The sequence below is a fragment of the Pseudoroseicyclus sp. CXY001 genome, from assembly GCF_041714655.1.
In the GTDB taxonomy this organism is placed as follows: domain Bacteria; phylum Pseudomonadota; class Alphaproteobacteria; order Rhodobacterales; family Rhodobacteraceae; genus Pseudoroseicyclus_A.
In genome coordinates this window covers 1170812-1190630 of record NZ_CP168219.1, presented here as the reverse complement: position 1 = coordinate 1190630, position 19819 = coordinate 1170812, and the positions used below count along the sequence as shown (strand labels likewise).

Below are 19819 nucleotides of genomic sequence, written 5' to 3'. Positions count from 1 at the left end.
AGGCGCTCAGGTGCGCGAGGCCTCGAAGGCCGCCCAGGCTTCTTCGAAGGCGGCGAAGTCGAAGCCGGGCTTGCGGGCCGGCTCGAGGATCAGCCGCTCGGAGGCGAGAAGGCTCTCGATGGCCGCCTCGAGCGCCGGCACGACCTCGTGCGGGATCACCAGCGCGCCGTGGCGGTCGGCATGGATGAGATCGCCATCAGCGACCTCGAGGCCGAGAACGCGGACGGGCGTGCCGATCTCGGTCACATGCACGAAGGCATGGCTCGGGCCGAGCCCGCCGGCGAGGACGGGATAGCCCTCCGGCAGGTCGCCGAGATCGCGCATCAGCCCGTTGGTCAGCGTGCCCGAGAGGCCGAGCGCCTTGTGGACACTCGTGTTGATCTCGCCCCAGAAGGCGCCGACGGGCGTCTCGTCCATGTCCTCCACCACCGCCACGGCGGGGCGCGGGCCTTCGGACATGTGCTTGTAATAGGCCATGCGCCGGGCGCGGATCACCTCCGCCGGCTCCTCCGGCGGGGCGCTGGCGCGGATGCGGGCAGTGCGGGCGAAGCCGAAGAAGGCCGCCTCTGCCATCGCCGAGACCGGGGTGACCCGGGTGAAGCGGGCAAAGCCGCGGCCGCCCTCGGCGACCTCGATGGCGTTGCAGATCGTGGGCGTGTCGACGCGGGCCAGGGTCGCGGCGAGGGAGGGGGAGATGCTCTGTTCTGTCATGTCTCGGTCAGCCAGTCCGCCAGGGCGGCAGTGACCGCGCCGGGCTGTTCCAGGGTCGGAAGGTGCCCGGCGCGGGGGACGACCACCAGCCGGGCGTGAGGGATGAGCTCGCAAAGGCGCGCGTGCCGGTCCATCGGGCAGAGGCGGTCGTCCTCCCCCGTCAGCACCAGCGTGGGGATGCGGACCCGCGCGAGCACGTCTTCGGCCCCCGCCCGGTCGCGGAGCGCACGGCTCTGCCGGGCGAAGACCGCGGGGCCGAGCGCGAGCGCCATCTCTGCGCAGAGATCGAGGAGCGCCGGGTCGCTGGCCTCATGCAGGTAGTTCGGGAAGACCTCGCGGCGCAGGACCGGCTCCAGCCCCTCCGCCCGCACCCGGGCCACCTGCGGCTCGCGGCCGGCCTGCACCTCGGGCAATTCGGCGCGGGGGTTGGTGTCGAGAAAGGCGACGCGGGTCACGCGGCTCGGCGCCTGGCGGAGGATCTCCATCGCGAGGATGCCGCCCATCGACAGCCCCGCGAGGGCGAAGCGGGGCGGCGCCTCGGCGAGCACCGCCTCAGCCAGCGCTGCCATGCTCGCGGCCCCCGTGAGGGCGGGGACGTGGATCGTCCGCCCCGCGGAGAGCGCGGCGATCTGGGGCCCGAAGAGCCGCGCATCGCACATCATACCGGGCAGGAGGACGAGCGGCGTCATGCCGCCCGCCCCTGCCCCGACGGGGCCGGCGTCAGCGAGCGGGCGCCGGCCGGCACCTCACGCGATCCAGGTCGGCCCGGCCGGATCGGCCGTGGCGATGACATGGTAGAGCCCCGACTCGCCGGTCATCGAGGGCACGGCGCTGTGCGGCATCTCGGCTGGGATCGACATCGTGTCGCCGGGCGCCAGCACCGTCTCGCCGCCGTCCCAGGTGACCTTCCAGTGCCCGGTGACCGGCATGAGGACCGAGGGGAAGGGATGGGCGGCCATCTCTTCCGACGCCGAGCCACGGGTGATGAACTCGATCTCGAAGCCGGGGCGGTCTTTCAGGACGCCGGTCTCGCCCAGCACCTTGGCCGGGCGCTTGCCGGCGAGCGCGGCGAGATCCCAGTAGCGGGCGACATAGCCCGGCACCACGTCGGCGGCCGCGAGCTCGGGGAAGGTCTTCAGCTCCTCCTCCGTCAGCAGCGGCATGGGGCCGACGCCCTCGGGCAGGCTCTGGCCCTTCTTGCTGTCGTAGAGCTTGCCGTTCGCGCCGAGGACCAGCCCGTGATCCCGCGCATCCTCGATCACCTGCGGCGCCCAGATGACGCCGCCGCCGGCATCGTCGCCGCCGAGGACGGCCATGATCATCCCGTAATCCTCGCCGATATTCTCGAAACCGCGGAAGATGCCGGTCGGGATGTTGAAGATGTCGCCCTTCTCCAGCACGACCTCGCCGGCGTCGCCGTAGCGGCCCCAGAAGAAGCGCCAGCGGCCGGAGAGGACGAAGAACACCTCCGCCGTCCGGTGGGAATGCAGCGAGTTGCGGCATTTGGGCGGCTGCCCGGCGGCCCCGATGTTGAAGCCATGGGGGATGGTGATGTGCACATGCTGGTCGGCGCTTTCCGAGACGCCGCCGCCGATGATGGTGAAGTTCTCCTTCTGGTTCGAGCCCGGGGTATGAGCGTCGATGAAGGCGGTGCGGCAGGGGACGAGTTCGCCGTAGCGGACGATGCGTCCTCTCATCTCTTCGGGGGTCATATGGTCTCCATGGGTCATTCGGCGGTCCACCCGCCGTCGATGAGCAGATGCGTGCCGGTGACGAGCGCCGAGGCATCGGAGGCGAGGAAGACCACGCCGCCCATGATGTCCTCGACCTCGCCCACCCGGCCGAGCTTGATCTTCGAGAGCACCCAGTCGCGGGCCTGCGGGTTCTGCAGGGTCTGCTCTCCCAACGGGGTGCGGATGAAGGTCGGGCAGAGCGTGTTCACGCGGATGCCGGCCGGCCCCCATTCGATGGCCATCGCCTTGGTCATCCCCTCCAGCGCATGTTTGGAGGCGGCGTAGACAGACCTCTCCGGCCCGCCGACATGCCCCATCTGGCTGGAGATATTGATGAGCGAGCCGGGTTTGCCGGCGGCGATGAGGCCCCGGGCCACGGCCCGCGTGAGGAAATGCGCGGCGCGCAGGTTCACGCTCATGACGGCGTCGTAATCCTCCGGCGCGGTATCCACCGCCGGGGCGTGCCGGGCGAGGCCGGCGGAATTGACCATGACGTCGAAGGGCCCCTCCTCCGCCACCGCGGCCTCGGTGGCGGCAATGTCGGTGATGTCGAGCGGCAGGGTGCGGGCGGCGTAGCCCTCGGCCGAGAGCTCCTCCGCCAGGGCATTGAGCGGCCGCACCGAGCGGGCGACCAGCGTCACCTCCGCCCCGGCCTCCGCCAAAGCCACGGCGGCGGCGCGGCCGATGCCGGAGGAGGCGCCGGTGACCAGCGCCCGGCGGCCGTCCAGCCGGAAGGAGGGGGTACGGGGGAGCGTCACTCCGCCGCCTCCGCCCGGGCCGGGGCAGCGGCGCCATAGGGCACGTTCTGCCCGCCGTAGCGGCGCACGCGGATGTTGCATTGCTCGGCATGGCCCACGAAGCCCTCGAGCATGCACAGGCGCGAGCCATAGGCGCCGATCTCGGCCGCCGCCGCGTCGGTGGTCACGCGCTGATAGGAGTGGGTCTTCAGGAACTTGCCGACCCAGAGCCCGCCCGTGTAGCGGCCGGCCTTCTTGGTCGGCAGCGTGTGGTTGGTGCCGATCACCTTGTCGCCGTTGGCGACATTGGTGCGGGGGCCGAGGAAGAGCGCGCCGTAGCTCTGCATATGCTCCAGATACCAGTCGTCGCGGTCGGTCATCACCTGCACATGCTCGTAGGCCATGTCATTGGCGGTGCGCAGCATGTCGTCGTGATCGTCGCAGAGGATCACGTCGCCGTAGTCGGCCCAGGAGGTGGCCGCCGTCTCGCGCGTCGGCAGGATCTCGAGCAGGCGGTCGATCTCTTTCAACGTCGCCTCGGCGAGCGCCTTGGAGGTCGTCAGCAGCGCGGCGGGCGAGTTGTAGCCATGCTCGGCCTGGCCGAGGAGGTCGGTCGCCACGAGCTCGGCATCGACCGTGTCGTCGGCGATGACCATCGTCTCCGTCGGGCCGGCGAAGAGGTCGATGCCGACGCGGCCGTAGAGCTGGCGCTTCGCCTCGGCGACGAAGGCATTTCCGGGGCCGACCAGCATATGGACGGGCTCGAGGCTCTCGGTGCCGAGCGCCATCGCGCCGACCGCCTGGATGCCGCCGAGGCAGAGGATCTCATGCGCGCCGCCCATGTGCATGGCGGCGACGATGGCGGGATGCGGCGCGCCCTTCACCGGCGGGGCGGCGGCGACGATGCGCGGCACCCCGGCGACGGCGGCCGTCAGCACCGACATATGCGCCGAGGCGACCATCGGGAACTTGCCGCCCGGCACGTAGCAGCCGACCGATTGTACGGGGATGTTGCGGTGGCCGAGGATCACGCCGGGGCGCGTCTCGACCTCGATGTCACGCATCGAGTCGCGCTGCGCCTCGGCGAAGCGGCGGATCTGCTCCTGTGCGAAGCGGATGTCCGCCATGTCGCGGGCGGAGACCTTCTGCATCGCCGCCTCGATCTCGGAGGGGGTGAGGCGGAAGCTCTCGGGGGCGTAGCCGTCGAATTTCTCGGAGAGCGCGCGCACGGCGGCATCGCCCCCGGTCTCGATCTCCTTCAAGGTGGTCTCGACCACGCCCCGCACCTTGGCATCGTCTTCCGCCCGCGCCGTATCGGGCTTGCCGCTCTTGAGCCAGGTGGCCATGGGACTCTCCGGTTTTGATTACGTTTGCAAAACGCTATGCGAAAAGCCGGGCCAGAGGCAAGGCGGGTTTTGTCGCATCCGATTTGCGCAGGCGTACCCGGCAAATGCGCGGCACATCATTCGCCGCTTGACCCGGCAAATTTTGGTGACGTATGCAATCCAGCAAGACCTGTCCTGGAGAGACCGATGCCCGACGATCTGCACGCCCGCCTGACCTTCCTCAAAGCGCCGACGCGTGATGCGGTGGGCGACACCGCCCCCGTGGCCGAAACGGTCGCCGGCATCCTGGCCGAGGTGAAGGCGCGGGGCGACGCCGCCGTGCGCGACTTCTCGCTGAAGTTCGACAAGGCCGAGACCCCCGCCCTCGAGATCACGATGGACGAGCGAGAGGCCGCCGTCGCCGCCCTCGACCCGCAGACAAGGGCCGATACCGAATTCGCCATCCGCAACGTGCGCAGCTTCGCCGAGGCGCAGATGGGCACCATCGGCGCGCTCGAAACCGAGGTGCTGCCGGGCGTACATGCCGGCCACCGGGTGATCCCGATCAAGCGGGTCGGCTGCTACGTGCCCGGCGGGCGCTTCCCGCTCCTCTCCGCGCCGGTGATGACCATCGTGCCGGCCGTCGTGGCCGGGGTCGCCGAGATCATCGCCTGCCTGCCGCCGAATGCCCATCCGGCGATGATCGCCGGCTGCCACCTCTCGGGCGCGACGCGCATCTTCCGGATCGGCGGGGCGCAGGCGATTGCCGCCATGGCCTTCGGCACCGAGAGCGTGCCGCGCGTAAACAAGATCGTCGGCCCCGGCAATGCCTTCGTCAACGAGGCGAAGCGGCAGGTCTTCGGCCCCGTCGGCATCGACCAGCTCGCCGGCCCCTCCGAGATCTTCATCCTCGCCGATGAGACCGGCGATGCCGAGATGATCGCCACCGACCTCCTCGCGCAGGCGGAGCATGACGTGCGCACCCGCGTCGGGCTCATCACCACCCATGCGCCGCTCGCCGAGGCGGTGCTGGCCGAGGTCGAGGCGCAGCTCGCCACGCTCTCCACCGCCTCTGTCGCCCGGCCGGCTTGGGAGGACTACGGGCTGATCGCGGTGGCGAAGGACGAGGCCGACATGATCGCCTACAGCGAAGAGATCGCGGCGGAGCACCTGCAGGTCCACACGAAAGACCCCAAGGATTTCGCTTTGAAGCTGGACAATTACGGCTCGCTCTTCATCGGCGAGAATGCCAGCGTCGTCTATTCCGACAAATGCTCAGGCACCAATCACACGCTGCCGACCATGGGGGCGGGCCAGTATACCGGCGGGCTCTGGGTCGGCGCCTATGTGAAGATCGCGACGCATCAATGGCTGACCGAAGAGGGCGTGAAGGCCGTCGCCCCGCCCGCCGCCCGGCAGGCCAGGTCGGAGACGCTGGAAGGCCACCGCAGGGCCGCGCAGCTGCGGCTCGACCGGATGCAGATGAAGGGCTGAGGGGCGGACAAGAGCATGGAGGCCGGGCGGGTGCCCGGCCTTTTTGTTTGGGGGGGGCCGGGCTGAAGCCCGGCCTACGTTCGGCCTACGCCCGCCCTACGCGGTTGCGAAGCCGGGCGGGCGCTGGAGCGCGACATCGGTCGCCATCTCGAAGGCATGTCCGATGCGGCAGAGCATGTCTTCCGCCCCTTTGCGCGCCACAAGCTGGGCACCGATCGGCAGCCCGCCCGCGAAGCCGCAGGGCAGCGACAACGCCGGATGGCCGGTGACGTTGAAGGGCAGCGTGCGCATCGGCGTCCAGACGGCGCGGCCGCCGGCAAAGGCCGAGACCTTCGGCGCCGGCGCCAGCGTCGTCGCGGTAAGGAGCGCATCAATGCCGGCGAAGGTCTCGTCCATCTCCGCCGTCAGGAGCGCGGCTGCACGGCGGGCGAGCGCGAGATCCTCCGCCGTCAGGAGGAGCCCGCCAAGCAGAGACTTCAGAGCGGCGCGTCCATAGGCGGCGCCATGGGCCATGATGCGGGCGCGGTGACCCTCCATCGCCTCGGCCGCGAGGATCGTGGCGCCGGCATCTTTGAACCGCTCGATCTCCGGCGGCACCACCTCGCGGATGCGGGCGCCGGCGAGCGACAGCACCGAGGCGGCATCGTCGAGCGCCTTCAGGACAGACCGGTCTGTCATCGGGTCATCGGCCAGCCAGGCCCGGGCATAGCCTATCGTCAGCCCCTCGGCCCCCTGCCCCAGCGCGCCGGCGGCGGGGCGCCAGCCGGGCTCGCTCACGGCATCGAGCGCCAGCGCCGCGTCCCCGACGGTCGCGGCGAGCGGGCCGGCATGGTCGAGCGAGGGCGAGAGCGGCAGAAGCCCGGCGGCCGAGACGCGCCCATGGCTCGGCTTCAGGCCGACGACGCCGCTGAAGGCGGCGGGCGAGCGGATCGAGCCGCCGGTATCGGTGCCGATGGTGGCGCGGAGGAGCCCTCCCGCCACCGCCGCCGCCGAGCCGGAGGAGGAGCCGCCGGTGACATGCGCCGGGTTCCAGGGGTTGCGGGCCGGCGGTGCGGCAAGCGTGTCATCCGGCCCGACGGTCGCGAATTCGTAGGTGGCGAGCGTCGCCGCCACCACGGCGCCGCCGGCGCGAAGCCGGGCGACCACGGCGCTGTCCGCCGCCGCCGGCGGGGCCGGCACGCGGCTGCCGCCGGTCGTCGGCAGGCCCGCCACGTCGAAGAGCGCCTTGACGCCGACCGGGATGCCGTGGAGCGGCCCGAGGTCGCGCCCCTCCGCGAAGGCGGCATCGGCGGCCGCGGCCTCCGCACGGGCGGTCTCTTCGAGGAGGACCTCGACGGCATGCAGCGCCGCGCCCTGCTCGGAGCGGATCCGGGCGAGATGGGCGTCGAGCAGCCCGGCGGCGGTGAGCCTGCCGGCGCGCAGCGCGGCGCCGGCCTCGGCGATCGAGAGGTCGGGCCCGGGCGCGAGGTCTGGGGCGGGGACGAGGCTCATGCCTCGCGCTCCGCCACCCATCCCTTCAGCCGCTCGACGCTGGCGCGGCCCCGGCGCGCCCAGTCGAGCACCTCGGCCACATCGGCCTCGGGCAGGTCGAGCCCCAGCTCCGCCAGCCGCTCGCGCAACTCCGTCTCGTCTGTCGTCTTCGGCATCAGGCGCGGCCCTGCCCGTAGCGGCGGGTCGAGCCGCGGATGACGAGCTGGCCTTCCAGTTCGACCTGCCGGGGCGCGGCGAGGGGGTCGCCGATGAGGATGGCCACCGTCTCCTCCACCATCTTCGCCACGTTCTGGCGGTAGGTCGTGAGGTTGTAGGCCGGCCAGGCCGCCGGCGGCACATCGTCGAAGCCGACGACGGAGACATCCTCGGGCACCTTCAGCCCCATCTCGAAGCGCAGCACGTCCATCGCCGCGAAGGCCATGTGGTCATTGGCGACGAAGAGCGCATCCGGCCGCTCGCGCCGCGCGAAGATCTCGCGCGTGGCGGCCTGCGCCTCGGCATAGCGGAAGTTGCCGACAGCGCGGGCGAAGAGCCCCTGCCCCGCCGCCTCCAGCCCCTCGCGGAAGCCGGCCTCGCGGTCGCGCTGCGTCGCCGCCTCCTCGAAGCCTGCGACATAGGCGATGCGCTCATGGCCGAGGGCGCAGAGATATTCCGCCAGCGCCCGCCCGCCGGCGCGGTTGTTCGAGGTGACGGCCGAGAGCTGGGCGTGATCCTGCCCGCGGTTGAAGAGCACCACGGGCACACCGATCGAGAGGCAGCGCTCGGCCAGATGCGACGAGAGCGAGACGGAGGCGAGCACGATGCCGTCGACCTGGTAATCCATCAACTCGGAGACGACGCGGTCGGTGTCGACGGCGGTATTCTGCCCGATGAAGACGAGCACATGGTAGCCGACCTTCTGCAGCTCGGACGAGATGCGCTCGACCACCTCGGGGTAGAAGTAGTTCTCCAGATAGGCGACCACGAGGCCGATCATCCGGCTCTTGCCGGATTTCAGGGAGCGGGCCAGCACGTTCGGCCGGTAGCCGAGCTCGGCCGCGGCGGCGCGCACCTTCTCCTCCGTCTTCTTCGAGACGGAGGAGCCGGGCGTGAAGACGCGACTCACCGCCGACTGGCTGACGCCCGCCAATGCCGCGACCTGCAGCGAGGTCACCTTCTCGCTCGCCATGCGCCTGCCCCCCATGCTCTTCCCCGCCGGCATCTAGGCAGACCTCGGCCGGGGCGTCCAGCATTGCCGCCGGGGCGCGGGATGCGGGGGCGGGCCCGGGGGGCCAGCCCCCCGGAGCCCCCCGGGATGGTCCGGGAGCAAAGACGGGCAGAGCGTCATCTCAGAGCCGTTCGCCCGTCGTCTTGTCGAAGAGATGGCAGATGGCGGCCGGCACGCCGATATGGGCGGGGTCGCCTATTTCGGCCCGATAGTCCTTCGCCGCCTTGACGGAGGCGATGGCCTCGCCGAGCCGGACGGCGATCATCGTCGCCTCGCCGAGCAGCTCCATCGTGTAGACAGGCGCCTCGATCGTGCCGCCGGGCGCGCCGTCGGGCAGGCCCTCGCCCGGCGCCAGCACCATGGCATCCTCGGCGCGGAAGCCGAGCGTGACCGGGCCGGAATGGGCCGTGGGCAGCCCCTCGACCCGCATCTTCGGCGCGGTGAAGACCCCGCCTTCGAGCGCGCCGTCGACAAGGTTCATGGCGGGGGAGCCGATGAAGCCGGCGACGAAGGTATTGGCGGGGCTATCGTAGATCTCGGTCGGTGTGCCGACCTGCTGGACGAGCCCGGAACTCATGACGACCACGCGGTCGGCGAGCGTCATGGCCTCGATCTGGTCGTGAGTGACATAGATCGTCGTGGTCTTCAGCGTGTGGTGCAGGTTCTTGATCTGCGCCCGCGTGCTCACCCGCAGCTTCGCGTCGAGGTTGGAGAGCGGCTCGTCCATCAGGAAGGCATTGGGCTCGCGCACGATGGCGCGGGCCAGCGCCACCCGCTGCCGCTGCCCGCCGGACAGCGCGGCGGGGCGGCGGTCGAGGAAGGGGCCGAGCTCGACCATCTCGGCGGCCTTCATGACGCGGTCGTGGTGCTCGTCCTTCGGGATCTTCCGCACCTTCAGGGGGAAGCGGATATTGTCGTAGACGCTCATGTTGGGGTAGAGCCCGTAGCTCTGGAAGACCATCGAGATGTCGCGGTCCTTCGGCTCCAGATCGTTCACCTTGCGGTCGCCGATCCAGATCTCGCCCTCGGTCACGTCCTCGAGCCCCGCGATCATGCGCATCGTGGTGCTCTTGCCGCAGCCCGAGGGGCCAAGGAGCACGAGGAATTCGCCCTCGGCGATGTCCAGGTCGAACCCCTTCACCCCGGTGACGGCGCCCCAGCGCTTGGTGACATTGCGGATGGAAATCTGGGCCATGGCTTACCCTTTCACGGCGCCGGCGGTCAGGCCGCTGACGATCTGGCGCTGGAAGAACAGGACGAGGATGAAGAGCGGCACGGTGGCCGAGACGACGGAGGCGACGGCGAACATGACGTTGCCCTCGGACTGGATCGTGCCGAGGAAGCTGGCGATCTTCGGCACCATCGTCAGGTTGTCCTGGCTGAGCAGCATCGAGGTGACGGCGAAGTCGTTGTAGCCGAGCAGGAACGAGAAGAGCCCCGTGGTGATGACCCCCGGCCACATGACCGGGATGATGACGAGCCGGAAGGCCTGAAAGCGGGTGCAGCCGTCGACCATGGCGCTTTCGTCGAGATCCTTGGGAATGCCGAGGAAGAACGAATGCAGCATCCACAGGGTGAAGGGCTGGTTGATGGCGACGAGGACGATGATCGTCGTCGGCAGGATGCCCCAGATGTTGAGCTCGAAGAACGGCAGCATGTAGCCCGAGACCAGCGTGATATGCGGCATTGCCCGGAAGACCAGCGCGGCGATGAGGATCCAGAACGCATAGCGGTGGCCGGAGCGGGCGAGCGCGTAGCCGCCCAGTGTGCCGACGACGAGCGAGATGAAGGTCACCGAGAGCGTGACGATCAGCGTGTTGACGGCGGCGCGCCAGAACTCCCGCGTGATCCAGGCGCCCTCGTAGCCGTCGAGCGTGAAGCGCCCGCCGGTCTGCATGAGCGTCCGCTCGCCGGTGATGGCGTTCCACCAGCTCACGCGGGAGAAGAAGTCGGCCTCGACCTTGAACGAGCCCCAGAGCGTCCAGACGAAGGGGAAGGCCGCGGCGACGAACCAGATGGCGAGGAGAAGGCCGGTGACCCAGCGCGTGGCGGGCGGCATGCGGCCGATGGCTGCGGTCATCACACGGCCTTTCTGTTGAAGTCGCGCCAGGTGCGGATCAGCACCGGGACGAGAAGCACCACCACACCGGCGATGGTCATGACCGAGGTCGAGGCGGCAGAGCCGAAGGCCTGGGAATCCTGCCCCACGAGATCGTTGTAGACGAGCCAGGAGAGCGAGGTGGCATTCGCCTCGGCCGAGAAGCCGACGATGGGCTCGAAGACGCGGAAGTTGTCCATGAGCTGCACGAGGGCGACGAAGGTGGCGAGCGGCGCCAGATGCGGGATGATGACGTAGCGCACCCGCTCCCAGCGCGACGCGCCGTCGATCATGGCGCTTTCCAGCGTGTCGCCTGGCACCGTCTGCAGGCCGGCGTAGAAGACGACGAACGAGAAGGGCCCGTTGGTCCAGATGCCGTAGACGAGCAGCACGATCCAGGTGAGCAGCGGCGAGGCGCGCAGGCTGAGCGTCGGATCGCCCGTGATCACCTGCAGCGAGGCGCCGAGGATGCCCTGCGGATTGAACATCCAGAAGAGGATCAGCGAGCCGATGAGCGGCGTGATGATCATCGGCAGGATCGAGACGAAGATCGCCGGCCCCCGCGCCAGCCTCGGCAGCGTGTTGACGCCGAGCGCGATGGCGAAGCCCAGCGCCATGGCGCAGGGCGTGACGACGAAGCAATAGACCAGCGTGAAGGCCAGCGCCTTGTAGAAGGGCAAGTTCATCAGCCGCGCCCAGCCCTCGCCGAGGCTGTCCGACGTCTGCCAGATCTCGCGCACCTGGGCGAAGGCGAGGTGGTTGCGGTTGATGTAGTTCGCGAAGCCGGCGAAGCGGCCGAGCGGGCGTTCCTCGCGGATCTCCGCCGTGGCGGCGGTATCGACGCGCAGTTCGGTGGTGCAGCCGAAGGGGCTGCAGTTCTCCACCTCGGTCATCACCTGCTCATGCTCGACGAAGAGCGACTGGACGATGACGGAGACGATCGGCAGCGCGATGAAGAGCAGCATCGCGACGACCGCCGGCAGGATGAAGAGCGTGAATGTTCTGTGCGGCATGGCCGGGCCCCTGATCGTGAGAGGTCGAAGGTGCGGCGCCCGGCGGAGCCGCTGCGGTCGGGCCGGGGAAGGCAGCGCCCTCCCCGGCCCTCCTCGTCTTACTGCAGGAAGCCGGCGGCGGTCGCCGCGTCGTCATAGGCGGCCTTCACGTCGGCCAGCGCCTGGTCGGCATCCTCGCGGCCCGCGATGAAATCGGCAAGCTCGGTGGAGAGCGCCGTGTGCAGCAGGCCCATGTAGGGCGTCATCGGATAGGCGCGGGCGCCGGCATTGGCGTTGGCGATCACGCCCACCGCCGCATCGCCCGGCGCGTAGCCGTCGACCAGCCAGGTGGCGACGGTCGGATTGGCGGCCACCGCCTCGGGAGAGATCCCGTGCATCATCGCCTGGAAGGAGGCCGCGGCATCCTCGTCGGAGATGTTGCTGGCGATCGAGAAGCCGTCCCACCACAGGGCCGCGGCCGGGATGGAATTGCCGCCGATGGAGGGCGTCGCGGCGAGGCCGGTGTTGGCGGCGATCTCGGGGTCGGCGGTCTCGCCGATGGCGGCGCCGGCGAGCGAGCCCCACTGGTTCATCAGCGCGACCTGACCGGCATCCCAGAGCTGGTTGAGCACGTTGGCGTCGAAGGTCAGGTAGTCGGGGTCCATGTACTCCGTCATGGCGCGCATGGTGTCGAGCACGAGGCGGCCATTGTCGTTGTCGATGGCCAGCTCGGCGGAACCGGGAGCGAAGAACTCGTCGCCCGTGCCGAGGTAGAGGTTCACGAACTCGGCCGCGAGATCCCAGCCGGGCTTCACGGAGGCGGCCAGCGGCGTCTCCATCAGGCCCTGCGCGCGGATCGTCTCGGCGGCGGCGAGCATCTCTTCATAGGTGGTGGGGACCTCGAGCCCGGCGGCATCGAGGATATCCTTGCGGTAGAAGAGGTGCTGGCCGTTGCCCATGAAGGCGATGGCCATGGCCTCGCCGCCGGTGGAGATCACCTGGTTCGGCAGGAGCTGCTGGCCGTATTCGGCGATCAGGTCGTCGAGCGGGCGGATCAGGCCGTCGTTGAGCAGCGGCACGATGGAATTGTTGGCGATGACGGCGACCGTGTATTCGGCCGGGTCGATCGAGAGCGCGGGCCCCTGGATGTTCTTGTGCTCGGAGGTGGCATTGGCCTCGACCGTCACGCTGTCAGAGGCGCAGTCCATGGCGCCGTCGTTGATGTAGCGCAGCGCCTCGAAATCGTTGGACAGGATGCGGACGGAGCCGGCCTCGATGCCGCATTCGGCCGAGGCGGTGCCGGCCACGAGCGTCGCGCCGAGGGCGAGCGCTGCCTTGAGGGTGAGTTTCATGTGCGTTTCCCTTGTTGGACCCGGCAGAGCCAGGGGTGGTGTCTGGCCTCGGGGCCGCGGGGCCCGGCGGAGGTGCGTCACCTGTCCGACGCTAGCTGCTTTGCATTCGTTTGCAAGAATTTTCTGAACGCCCCGCCGGGCGGCTCGAAAAAAGAGGCGGCAACCGGGTGGTTGCCGCCTCTTTGGGCGGTTGACTGCGCCGCCGCCGGACTCGATCGCCAGTCTCAGTCGCCGGCCTCCGGCGCAGCCGCGGCGGGGGCGGCGGGCGCCGCCAGGGGCGCGAGCGCGGCGCCGTCACTGCCCGCCATCTGCGCGAGCCGCACCTGCGCCAGCATCGACATCTGGTCGTAGACCCGCCACTCGTCGACGATCCGCCCGTCCTTCACGTGGAAATGGCTGATGCCCATGACCTGCACGCGCTTGCCGGTGGGGTCGCCCAGCATCTCGAGGATGCCGTAGCCGAGGTGATGGCCCTCCATCACCCAGCGCACCGCGACCTTCTCGCCGCCCTCGTCGCAGGGGTTGGAGCAGACATGCTGCACCGCGAAGGCCGCATCCGGCAGCGAGCCCACGAGCCCCAGCGACTGGTGGATCACCGCCGCCTGGCCGTAGAGCTCGGCCATCAGCGGCCCGTGATACTGGCAGTTGGGCGCATAGAGCTCGGCGATGCGGCCGAACATCTTGCGGTTGAAGACGTCGTGCAGCATCCGCACGACGAGCCGCTCGGTATCCGTCGCGGCGACGGAGAGGTCGGGATCCTCCGCCGGCGGGTATTGCCCGATCATCAGGCGGTTCTCGCCGATGTCGAGGCTGACCTGCCCCCGCTCATGGGCGGAGCGCGCGAGGCGCGTGGCATAGCCGTCCACGTCCACGCCGATCTGCTGCAGGATCGCCGTCGTGTCGGCGACCACCCATTCGCGGTAGATCTTGTTGGCGTAGATCATGCAGTCGGCGATCGTCCGGCTGACGAAGGGCCGCCCCGTCGCCTTGCCCAGATGGCCGTTCTGGCTGTGCCGGCCCGAGCCGGTGACGAGATGCGAGGTGTAAAAGCCCGCCTGATCGTCGCCCGACCAGATGACCTGCGTGCCCATGCCCCGCCGCTCGGGGAAGGAGACCAGCCGCTGGATGGTGTCGCGCACCACATCCTCGCGGTTATAGATCGTCCCCGTCGTGCCGTAGAGCACGCAGTTATGCGTGTAATGCGTGTAGATGAGGCCGATGTCGCGCTCGTCCCAGATCTTGTGGGTACAGCGGATGATGTAATCCACGATGTCGGTGTAGATCGGGTCGAACCCCTCCATCGGCTGGTTGAGCTGCGAGGTCTCGGGGGCCAGATCCGGGTAATCGTGCCGCTCGACCTGGAGCACCTTGCCCGTCACGCCGCCTGTCGCCTTGGCGCCAGAGGCACCGTTCGTCTTCGCTTTGTCTGTCTCGGCCATGCCGTCTCCATCCGTTTGCCGCCGCCTCCGGCCAGCATGGGGCAGAGTCCTGCGACGGATGGAATACGTTTGCAAGAGTTCTCTGAAGAGGCGGCGCTTCGGGCGACCCGGCTGTCTGCCGGGCGGGCCGTTTCCGGGGGCTCTGACCGGTGGCCGTGCTCGCACAGGCCCGACATGAAACCGGCGGGCCCCTTGGGAGGGCCCGCCGGCTGGTCGGCGCGGTCTGGTGGTCCGCCCTATTCGGCCGGGCTGGCCGCCGCCGGCCCCGCCCCGCTTCGCGCCGCCAGCTCTTCGGGCGACTTCCAGAAGAGCGGCGAGGGCAGGAGCCGCGCGGAGTTCAGGATGAAGGCCAGCTCGCTGATCGTATGGACGAGCACCGCCTGCGTCGGGCCGATGATGCCGAGGATCGCGGCGCCGAGCCCGAGGAGGTCGACGATGATCGTCCCCCAGAGGTTGAACCAGATGATGCTCCGCGCCCGGCGGGCCACATGCAGCGTCTCGGTGAAGCGCAGAAGGTCGTTGCCGAGAAGGACGATGTCCGCCTTCTCGCGCGCCACCTCGGTGCCGGAGCCCATGGCCACGCCGACATTGGCCGCCGCCAGCGCCGGCGCGTCATTCACCCCGTCGCCGACCATGGCCACGGGGCGCTTGGCATCCTTCGCCAGCGCGTTGATGCGGGCGAGCTTGTCCTGCGGCAGAAGCTCCGCCTCCACCTCGTCGACACCGAGGTCATGCGCCACGCTCTCGGCGATGCGCTTCGTGTCGCCGGTCAGAAGAATCGTGCGGATGCCCATGGTCCGGAGCCGGTCCATCGCGGCGCGCGCCTCGGGGCGAATCCTGTCCTCGACGCGGATCGAGCCGAGGTAGCGCCCGGCCTCGGCGACGAGGATCGCCGAGCCGGCGCCCTCCTCGGCCGCGCCGGCCTCCACCCCCTGCTCGGTGAGCCAGGCGGGGTTGCCGACGAGGATCTGCCCCGCCGGGCCGGTGACCTCGACGCCGCGCCCCGGCTCGTAGCGGAAGCTCGAGGGCTCCGCCGGCACCAGACCCTCGGCCCGCGCATGGGCGAGGATCGCCTTGCCGAGCGGGTGCTCGGAGCGGAGCTCGGCGGTGGCGGCCGCGGCGAGGAGCGCCGAGGGCTCCACCCCCGGGGCCGGATGCAGGCCCGAGACCTCCGGCGCCCCGAAGGTCAGCGTGCCGGTCTTGTCGAGGACGACGGTCTTGACGCGGCCCAGCGTCTCCAGATGCCGGCCGCCCTTGACGATGGCGCCGAGCTTGGCGCTCCGCCCGATGCCGCCGAGAAGGGCGAGCGGCGTGCCCGCCGCGACCCCGCAGGCACCGGCGACGACGATGGTGGAGATGACCGTGCTGACGTCGCCGCCCGAGTACCAGTAGGCGAAAGCGGCCATGGCGAGCGCGAAATAGACGATCCAGGCCGCCAGCCTGTCGGAGAGCTTCTGGATCGGCGCGCGGCTGCGCTCGGCGCGCTCCACCGCCTCGAGGATCTGCCCGTAGGAGGTCGCCCGGCCGATGCGGTCGGCCGAGATCTCGAGCGCCCCCGACTGGTTGACGGTGCCGGCGTAGCAATAATCGCCGGCCACCTTCTCGACCGGCATCGACTCACCGGTGATCCGGCTTTCGTCGATGAAGGAATTGCCCGAGACGACGGGCCCGTCGACCGGCACGCGGCCGCCGGGGCTCACCAGAACGGAATCGCCGGGGCGGAGCTCGGCGGCGCGGATGCTCGAGATCCCGTCCCCTCGCCGCACCGACACTTCGTCGGGCAGCAGGTCCATCAGGTCGCGGATCGCCTTGCGGCCGCGGTCGAGCGTCATCCCCTCCAGCGCCTCGGCGACGAGGACGAAGAAGGTGATGAAGAGCGCCACGGTGAAATAGGCGGTGAAAACGGCGGCGAGGAGCGCGATGGTCATGGAGAGCTCCATGGTCATCCGCCGGGCGAGGATGCTCTCCCAGGCCTCGCGGAAGAGCGGCCAGGCGCCGAAGGTCAGGCCGACGAAGGCATACCAGCCCCAGGGGATGTAGAGCTCGTTGGCGAAATTCGCATAGGTGTGGTCGGGCAGGCCCGACCAGGCGCCGATGGCGCAGATGCCGGCGACGACGATGCGGATGCCCTCGAGGATCCCGAAGGGATGGTGGTGGTGCCCGCCCTCTCCGTGGTCGTGATCGTGGTCATGATCGTGGTCGTCATGCCCCTGAGGCGCCGCGACCACCGCCCCGAGCCGCTGCCGCCGCCCGGCCTCGCTGGTGATCCAGATCTGGGCCGCGAGGGCCACGAAGGCGAGGATCAGCGCCGGCAGGTAGAAGCCGGCGGCGACGAAGACGACGAGAAGGAGGGCGGCGCCGAGTTGCAGCGTCGGGCGCATCGCCACGAGCGAGCGCCAGCCGTCGATGACCAGCGTCGGCGCGCCGAGGAGGAGCCCGCCGAAGGCGTACCAGCTCCAAGGGATCGTCAGGCTGTCCATGAACGAGACGGTGGCATGGTCCGGCAGGCCGAGGATCATGGCGAGCGCCGCGAGCCCCAGGATCGCCAGCCTCAGGCCGTCCGTCCAGCGCGCGGGCCGGGGGCCGTGGTGGTGGTGCCCGTGATCGTGGTGGTGGCCGTGGTGATCGTGGTGATGATGGTCGTGCCCGTGATCGTGCGCGTGGTCATGGTCATGATGATGGTCATGCCCATGGTCATGGTCATGCCCGTGGTCATGGTGCCCATGCTCCACGCGCCCCGTCGCAATCGGGTTGTCCCTGTCGCCCGCGCCCGCGTCGTAGCCCGCGGAAGCGGAGGGCGCGGTCGTGCGCGCTTCGGCCGCCTCTGAGAGGCGTTCGTCCTTCGTCGTCATGTCATCCTCCCGAATTCCGCGGCACGTCCTCCTCGACAACCGCGTCTCGCGCCCGCCCCTTGTCCGGAGACAAGGGTTTCGGCCCGATTCCCTCCTGCTTGCCACCAAATGCCGCTCCGGGCAACGCGGCGCATTGGTGCGGGCGCCTAAGCTGACGTTTCCGCGGAGGTTTCGGGCGGCTACTTTCGAACCGTTCAAAAAAATGTGCTGGCGCCCGCGGCGCAGGGGCCTCTATGGTCCCCTCCACTTGAGGAGACCCCCGCCCATGTCGCACACACGCCGCAACAAGACCCAGCTTCTGAACCGCGTCCGCCGTCTCGGCGGGCAGGTCGAGGCCGTGGAGCGGGCGCTGATGGACGAGGCGGATTGCGCCAAGATCCTGCAGCTCGTCGCCTCCGTGCGCGGTGCCACGAACGGCCTGATGGCCGAACTTATCGAGGATCATCTGCGCAATCACGTCCTCGGCGAGCATGGCGAGCAGGCGGAATCTCCGCAGGAGGCCGCCGAAGAGATCATGTCCATCGTCCGCGCCTACCTGAAGTAGGCGCGCCCCGGCGCAACCGGCATCCGACGCGACGTTTCGGGCCGGGCGGACGGCCCTTGCCCGCCCTCCCCGCAGCGCCGAACCGCCCCAATCCGGTGCCGCCCGATAGCCCCACCCCCTATGACGCTTGGTCGCAGAGCGCGCGGCCCCGGGCGATTTTCATTTTTCGAGTCTAGCCAGGCCGCCCCGCCGGCGGCTAAGACTGATTCCCGCAACGTATTGAAAGATAAGACGAAAATACCCCTACCCCCTATTTGCCCCCAAGTCGTTGCAGGGGCTCTCAAAACCCGGGGACGGGCGGTGTGCACGCGAGGAGGCGCGCGCGCCAGAGAGGAGAAGACCGGCACCGGCCCTGCCCGGCGCCACCAGAAGAAACCGGCAAACGGGAGGAATACCGGTGATGAGACTGAATACCCCGGCTGCGGCCGCCGCCCTTGGTGCAGCCATCGTGACGGGCGGCGCGCTGCCCGCGCATTCGCATTTCCTGTCGATCTACACGCCCGAGGCCAATCTCGCCGCGCCGACCACCGCCCCCGTGCAGCTGATCTTCTGGCATCCGCTCACCGGCGGCCATGTGATGGACATGGGCGCCCCGCCGGACGACTTCTTCATGGTCCACCGCGGCGAGCGCATTGACCTCACGGACCGCCTCTCCGAGATCGCCTTCGAGAGCGCCGGGGTCGCCGGTCAGGCCTATGCGGGCGAGATCGATTTCCGCTCTTCGGGGGATTACATCCTCACCGCCGTCCCCGCGCCCTATTACGAAGAGACCGAGGACATCTACATCCAGCAGATCACCAAGGTCTACGTGAACCGCGGCCAGTTGCCGACGGATTGGGCGGAGCCGGTGGGCCTGCCGACCGAGATCCTGCCGCTGTCGCGGCCCTACAACCAGCTCGTCGGCTCGTCCTTCACCGGTCAGGTGCTGCGCGACGGCGAGCCGGTGCCGCATGTGGAGATCGAGGTCGAGTACATCGCCTCGCTGCCCGACCCGGCCAGCAACAGCGCCGGCCCCGCGACGGTCGGCGAGCCCGCTGGCGGCACCATCGCGATCATGTCGGATGACAACGGCTATTTCACCTTCGGCCTGCCCCGCGCCGGCTGGTGGGGCTTCGCCGCGCTCGGCTCGGGCGCGCAGACGGAGCACGAGGGCAAGGAACTCAGTCAGGATGCGGTGATCTGGGTCACCGCTCAGGACTGGCAATGATCCTCCCCGGCCGGCCTGTCCGCACGCTCGCCGGCCGCCTCGGCCCCGCCCTTCTCTGGGCGGGGCTGCTGGCGTCTCCGGCGGCGGCGCATAACCTCATCCTCGAGGCCTATGTCGTGGGCGATGCCATCGAGGGCGAGGCCTTCTTTTCCGACGGGATCCTCGTCGGCGATACGGAGATCGACGTGCTCGGCCCCGATGGCGCCGCGCTCGGCGCCGCGATGACGGATGCGAGCGGCGCCTTCCGCTTCACGCCGGAGGCGCCGGTCGATCACCTCTTCCGGCTCGATGCCGGCTCCGGCCATGTCGCCGAGGCACTTGTCGCCGCGGCCGATCTGCCCGGCGCGCTCGGCAGCCAGGCCGAGGGCGCGGCCCTCACCTCCGCCGGCGCGCCCGCGGGCGGAGAGGCCACTGCGGCGAGTGCCGGCCCCACCGATACCCCCACCCTTGCCGCCCTCACGCGCGAGGCGATCCGCGCCCAAACCCGGCCGCTCCGGCAGGACTGGGCGCTCTATACCGCCAAGACTCCGCTGCCCGTCGCGCTCGGCGGCATCGGCTACATTCTCGGATTGAGCGGATTGTGTTATTATCTAATGGCTTGGCACCGGAGGAGGAGAATCGGTGCCAGTGCGTAGCG

General features: G+C 69.7%; 18 protein-coding genes. 4 read left to right on the top strand and 14 right to left on the bottom strand.

Features of this window, described 5'->3' with window-relative positions:
• Positions 1-6 precede the first annotated feature (6 nt).
• Genes ACAZ03_RS05885 through hisD (ACAZ03_RS05865) form a run of 5 tightly spaced genes read right to left on the bottom strand, consistent with a single transcriptional unit; the run spans position 7 to position 4527 of the window.
• The gene (locus tag ACAZ03_RS05885) at positions 7-696 is read right to left on the bottom strand and encodes an RraA family protein (RefSeq protein ID WP_373357052.1); all 690 of its coding nucleotides are present in this window, start codon (positions 694-696) and stop codon (positions 7-9) included.
• An 11-nt stretch (positions 697-707) separates the two neighbouring features.
• Positions 708-1400 (bottom strand): alpha/beta fold hydrolase, encoded by a 693-nt coding sequence (locus ACAZ03_RS05880; protein WP_373356473.1) that lies wholly within the window; start codon positions 1398-1400, stop codon positions 708-710.
• A gap of 57 nt (positions 1401-1457) precedes the next feature.
• Entirely contained in the window at positions 1458-2423 is a 966-nt protein-coding gene (locus ACAZ03_RS05875) for a cupin domain-containing protein (RefSeq protein WP_373357051.1), read from the bottom strand.
• A 14-nt stretch (positions 2424-2437) separates the two neighbouring features.
• Positions 2438-3202, bottom strand: a complete 765-nt coding sequence (locus tag ACAZ03_RS05870; RefSeq protein ID WP_373356471.1) for an SDR family NAD(P)-dependent oxidoreductase — start codon at positions 3200-3202, stop codon at positions 2438-2440.
• On the bottom strand, positions 3199-4527 hold the full coding sequence (gene hisD / locus ACAZ03_RS05865; protein ID WP_373356469.1) for a histidinol dehydrogenase: 1329 nt from the start codon (positions 4525-4527) through the stop codon (positions 3199-3201). Before hisD (ACAZ03_RS05865) ends, ACAZ03_RS05870 begins: the two co-directional genes overlap by 4 nt.
• Positions 4528-4713: 186 nt before the next feature.
• On the opposite strand from hisD (ACAZ03_RS05865), the gene hisD (ACAZ03_RS05860) reads away from it, so the two are divergent.
• Positions 4714-6000 (top strand): histidinol dehydrogenase, encoded by a 1287-nt coding sequence (gene hisD / locus ACAZ03_RS05860; RefSeq protein WP_373356467.1) that lies wholly within the window; start codon positions 4714-4716, stop codon positions 5998-6000.
• 96 nt (positions 6001-6096) lie between these two features.
• Here hisD (ACAZ03_RS05860) and ACAZ03_RS05855 read toward each other — a convergent pair whose 3' ends face one another.
• The 9 genes from ACAZ03_RS05855 to ACAZ03_RS05815 form a co-directional block, all read right to left on the bottom strand.
• Complete coding sequence (locus tag ACAZ03_RS05855) at positions 6097-7491, bottom strand: amidase (protein ID WP_373356465.1); 1395 nt, start codon at positions 7489-7491, stop codon at positions 6097-6099.
• The gene (locus ACAZ03_RS05850; protein WP_373356463.1) at positions 7488-7646 is read right to left on the bottom strand and encodes a hypothetical protein; all 159 of its coding nucleotides are present in this window, start codon (positions 7644-7646) and stop codon (positions 7488-7490) included. The genes ACAZ03_RS05855 and ACAZ03_RS05850 overlap by 4 nt, the downstream gene beginning before the upstream one ends.
• On the bottom strand, positions 7646-8596 hold the full coding sequence (locus ACAZ03_RS05845) for a LacI family DNA-binding transcriptional regulator (protein ID WP_373356461.1): 951 nt from the start codon (positions 8594-8596) through the stop codon (positions 7646-7648). Before ACAZ03_RS05845 ends, ACAZ03_RS05850 begins: the two co-directional genes overlap by 1 nt.
• Positions 8597-8819: 223 nt before the next feature.
• Positions 8820-9893 carry an ABC transporter ATP-binding protein gene (locus ACAZ03_RS05840; protein ID WP_373356459.1) on the bottom strand — a complete coding sequence of 358 codons (1074 nt, stop codon included), beginning with the start codon at positions 9891-9893 and terminating at the stop codon, positions 8820-8822.
• Positions 9894-9896: 3 nt separating this feature from the next.
• Positions 9897-10757, bottom strand: a complete 861-nt coding sequence (locus ACAZ03_RS05835; protein WP_373357050.1) for a carbohydrate ABC transporter permease — start codon at positions 10755-10757, stop codon at positions 9897-9899.
• 20 nt (positions 10758-10777) lie between these two features.
• Positions 10778-11809 (bottom strand): carbohydrate ABC transporter permease, encoded by a 1032-nt coding sequence (locus ACAZ03_RS05830; RefSeq protein WP_373356457.1) that lies wholly within the window; start codon positions 11807-11809, stop codon positions 10778-10780.
• A gap of 98 nt (positions 11810-11907) precedes the next feature.
• A complete protein-coding gene (locus ACAZ03_RS05825) occupies positions 11908-13140 on the bottom strand; it encodes an ABC transporter substrate-binding protein (protein ID WP_373356456.1) in 1233 nt (410 codons plus the stop codon).
• 224 nt (positions 13141-13364) lie between these two features.
• A complete protein-coding gene (locus ACAZ03_RS05820; protein WP_373356455.1) occupies positions 13365-14579 on the bottom strand; it encodes an ester cyclase in 1215 nt (404 codons plus the stop codon).
• A gap of 236 nt (positions 14580-14815) precedes the next feature.
• Positions 14816-17431 carry a heavy metal translocating P-type ATPase gene (locus tag ACAZ03_RS05815; protein ID WP_373356454.1) on the bottom strand — a complete coding sequence of 872 codons (2616 nt, stop codon included), beginning with the start codon at positions 17429-17431 and terminating at the stop codon, positions 14816-14818.
• A gap of 265 nt (positions 17432-17696) precedes the next feature.
• Between ACAZ03_RS05815 and ACAZ03_RS05810 the strand changes: the two genes are divergently transcribed.
• From ACAZ03_RS05810 to ACAZ03_RS05800, 3 genes are all read left to right on the top strand, one after another.
• Complete coding sequence (locus ACAZ03_RS05810) at positions 17697-17975, top strand: metal/formaldehyde-sensitive transcriptional repressor (RefSeq protein WP_373356453.1); 279 nt, start codon at positions 17697-17699, stop codon at positions 17973-17975.
• A 400-nt stretch (positions 17976-18375) separates the two neighbouring features.
• The gene (locus ACAZ03_RS05805; protein WP_373356452.1) at positions 18376-19182 is read left to right on the top strand and encodes a DUF4198 domain-containing protein; all 807 of its coding nucleotides are present in this window, start codon (positions 18376-18378) and stop codon (positions 19180-19182) included.
• Positions 19179-19817, top strand: a complete 639-nt coding sequence (locus ACAZ03_RS05800) for a cobalt ABC transporter permease (RefSeq protein WP_373356451.1) — start codon at positions 19179-19181, stop codon at positions 19815-19817. The genes ACAZ03_RS05805 and ACAZ03_RS05800 overlap by 4 nt, the downstream gene beginning before the upstream one ends.
• Positions 19818-19819: the final 2 nt, after the last annotated feature.

Bases quoted from the DNA above. Each gene is read 5' to 3' on its own strand.
- ACAZ03_RS05825 (WP_373356456.1), bottom strand. From the start codon at position 13,140: ATGAAACTCACCCTCAAGGCAGCGCTCGCCCTCGGCGCGACGCTCGTG.
- ACAZ03_RS05880 (WP_373356473.1), bottom strand. From the start codon at position 1,400: ATGACGCCGCTCGTCCTCCTGCCCGGTATGATGTGCGATGCGCGGCTC.
- ACAZ03_RS05835 (WP_373357050.1), bottom strand. From the start codon at position 10,757: ATGCCGCCCGCCACGCGCTGGGTCACCGGCCTTCTCCTCGCCATCTGG.
- ACAZ03_RS05810 (WP_373356453.1), top strand. From the start codon at position 17,697: ATGTCGCACACACGCCGCAACAAGACCCAGCTTCTGAACCGCGTCCGC.
- ACAZ03_RS05805 (WP_373356452.1), top strand. From the start codon at position 18,376: ATGAGACTGAATACCCCGGCTGCGGCCGCCGCCCTTGGTGCAGCCATC.
- ACAZ03_RS05855 (WP_373356465.1), bottom strand. From the start codon at position 7,491: ATGAGCCTCGTCCCCGCCCCAGACCTCGCGCCCGGGCCCGACCTCTCG.
- ACAZ03_RS05815 (WP_373356454.1), bottom strand. From the start codon at position 17,431: ATGACGACGAAGGACGAACGCCTCTCAGAGGCGGCCGAAGCGCGCACG.
- ACAZ03_RS05830 (WP_373356457.1), bottom strand. From the start codon at position 11,809: ATGCCGCACAGAACATTCACGCTCTTCATCCTGCCGGCGGTCGTCGCG.
- ACAZ03_RS05800 (WP_373356451.1), top strand. From the start codon at position 19,179: ATGATCCTCCCCGGCCGGCCTGTCCGCACGCTCGCCGGCCGCCTCGGC.
- ACAZ03_RS05840 (WP_373356459.1), bottom strand. From the start codon at position 9,893: ATGGCCCAGATTTCCATCCGCAATGTCACCAAGCGCTGGGGCGCCGTC.
- ACAZ03_RS05875 (WP_373357051.1), bottom strand. From the start codon at position 2,423: ATGACCCCCGAAGAGATGAGAGGACGCATCGTCCGCTACGGCGAACTC.
- ACAZ03_RS05820 (WP_373356455.1), bottom strand. From the start codon at position 14,579: ATGGCCGAGACAGACAAAGCGAAGACGAACGGTGCCTCTGGCGCCAAG.
- ACAZ03_RS05850 (WP_373356463.1), bottom strand. From the start codon at position 7,646: ATGCCGAAGACGACAGACGAGACGGAGTTGCGCGAGCGGCTGGCGGAG.
- hisD (WP_373356467.1), top strand. From the start codon at position 4,714: ATGCCCGACGATCTGCACGCCCGCCTGACCTTCCTCAAAGCGCCGACG.
- hisD (WP_373356469.1), bottom strand. From the start codon at position 4,527: ATGGCCACCTGGCTCAAGAGCGGCAAGCCCGATACGGCGCGGGCGGAA.